The organism is Mesorhizobium sp. M5C.F.Ca.IN.020.32.2.1, assembly GCF_004023105.1.
Classification (GTDB): domain Bacteria; phylum Pseudomonadota; class Alphaproteobacteria; order Rhizobiales; family Rhizobiaceae; genus Mesorhizobium; species Mesorhizobium wenxiniae.
The window spans coordinates 1-1885 of the sequence record NZ_RZSX01001071.1 but is presented as its reverse complement, the minus strand read 5'-3'; the positions used below and the strand labels follow the sequence as shown (position 1 = coordinate 1885).

Annotated in this window: 3 protein-coding genes; 1 reads left to right on the top strand and 2 read right to left on the bottom strand. The window is 61.9% G+C overall.

Translation table 11 applies throughout. The features are described 5' to 3' along the window. The coding region (locus EOA86_RS32940) for an alpha/beta hydrolase (protein ID WP_164892249.1) at positions 1 to 605 on the top strand (605 nt) is incomplete at its 5' end. 299 nt (positions 606 to 904) lie between these two features. Here EOA86_RS32940 and EOA86_RS32935 read toward each other — a convergent pair. Then, positions 905 to 1333, bottom strand: a complete 429-nt coding sequence (locus EOA86_RS32935; protein WP_127212365.1) for a CBS domain-containing protein — start codon at positions 1331 to 1333, stop codon at positions 905 to 907. A 349-nt stretch (positions 1334 to 1682) separates the two neighbouring features. After that, positions 1683 to 1885 (bottom strand): hypothetical protein (locus EOA86_RS39705; RefSeq protein ID WP_206630208.1); only part of this gene is annotated, 203 nt, incomplete at its 5' end.

Genomic DNA, 1885 nt, shown 5'->3' with positions numbered 1-1885 from the left:
TTCAGAATCCGCTCACGTCGTTGGAAGACGATGTAGCCGCAACGCGTCGCGTGCTCGCCCGGCAGGACGGACCAGCCATTCTGGTCGGCCATTCCTACGGTGGCACGGTAATTACAGAAGCCGGCGACGCTGCCAACGTTGCGGGCCTCGTCTATGTCGCCGCCTTCGCGCCAGAGGTCGGTCAATCCACGCTGGACCAATATGCCGAGGTTCCTCCGCCGCCGAACTTTCAGCCTGACGTGCAGCCCGATGGCTTCGCGTTCCTGAAGACTGAGACGTTTAAGGCCGGCTTTGCCGGGGACACCGACAATGCCAACGCCGCATTCCTGCGTGACTCACAGGTGCCGATCGCTATGAAGGCGCTTGAGGCCAAGGTGACGACGGCGGCGTGGAAGACCAAGCCAAGCTGGTACGTTGTCGCGACTGAGGACGGCGCTATTGCGCCAGAACTGCTTCGGAGCACTGCCGATCGTATCGGGGCGGTCACGACCGAAGTCAAAGGCAGCCATGTGGTGTTCCTTACCCAGCCACAGGCTGTAGCCGAGGTCATCGAACAGGCTGCCAAGGGTGTGGTGCTGGGCGACACCGCGGGGGCACCGAACTGACATCGCCCAATCGTTGCTCTGAGCCACGGCAAGAGCGCAAGCGGAAACGTGCAAAATACTAGTGCAGCCCGGGGGCGTCATCGATGCTCCCGGCATATGGCCGGGAAGGTGTGGCTAGGGCTCGGTCGAGCCGTCGCTGGGCTCTTTGAGACGCGACAACGCTAGAGGCCATTTCAAACCGACCCGTGCCGCCGCTCCTCTTTGTTGAGCATCAGATGCCCCACACCGGTACCCACTTTGGGTCAGATGCTAATGCGGGCCGCTGAACTCAGTCCGATCTCGCCTGCCGGGCAGAGCGCTTACGTCGCGTGTGCGCCGCCGGGTACGACCACGCCGGACATCGCGATTCCGACGGTTGCCGGATCTTCCTTTAGCGCCGCGTCCGCGAGCGAGACCACACCCACAAGGCGCTTGTCGCGGTTGAGGACCGGCAACCGCCTGACCTGGATATCACCCATGTTCTGGACGACGTGCTCGATATCTTCGTCCTCGAAGCAGTATTTGACATCCTTGGTCATCACATCGCGGACTGTCGCGCTGCCGTCCTTGCCTTCGGCGACGGCACGTACGACGATGTCACGGTCGGTGATTGTTCCGACGAGTCGGTCGTTTTCTCCGACGGGCAGAAATCCGACGTCATCAACCGCCATTCGTTTCGCGATTTTCTGGAGCGACTCGCCAGGACTGGCGAGATGGACGTTGGGGGTCATTATCTCAGCGACTTTCATGGTGGAATCTCCCTGTTCGTGCCCAGAACGGCACCAGCGGACGTAGAGCGATATCGGCCTGGAAGATTTGTTGAGGACCTCAGGCCTGTCGCGCTGCTACGCTCGCTCGGCGGTCCCGTTCTTCGGCGATGGAACTAACAGCCGGGCCGAAAGGTTCCAGCCGGTTTGGCCGCGCCGCCATGCAGATCCGCGGGAACGCTCGGGCTCCGGTCCCGTTTGCGGTGAATGCCCTTGGCAGACCGGACATGGGGCGCGTGATGCTTGAACTTTCCCGTTTTGTTCCCATATAAACTGGCAGGACCGGAGACGGTCCGCCGCATGGGGATAGTTTACTCTGGCCCTGTGCGGCTCAAATTTTCTTGGTGAGAACGTTGGGATCGTGGCGGTCCAGCCGGTCCACCAGAAGAGACCAGATCTCCGGGCTGCACGCACTAAGCGACGAATGTCGTGGAGCGAGGAAACTCCGGGCTTCGCCGACACACCCCAGCAGGAAATGCCTGCCCGCCGCGAGGCGAGCCACGGCAACAGAGACGAGCCCGTCCCAGTCGGGAC

Bases quoted from the DNA above. Each gene is read 5' to 3' on its own strand.
- EOA86_RS32935 (WP_127212365.1), bottom strand. From the start codon at position 1,333: ATGAAAGTCGCTGAGATAATGACCCCCAACGTCCATCTCGCCAGTCCT.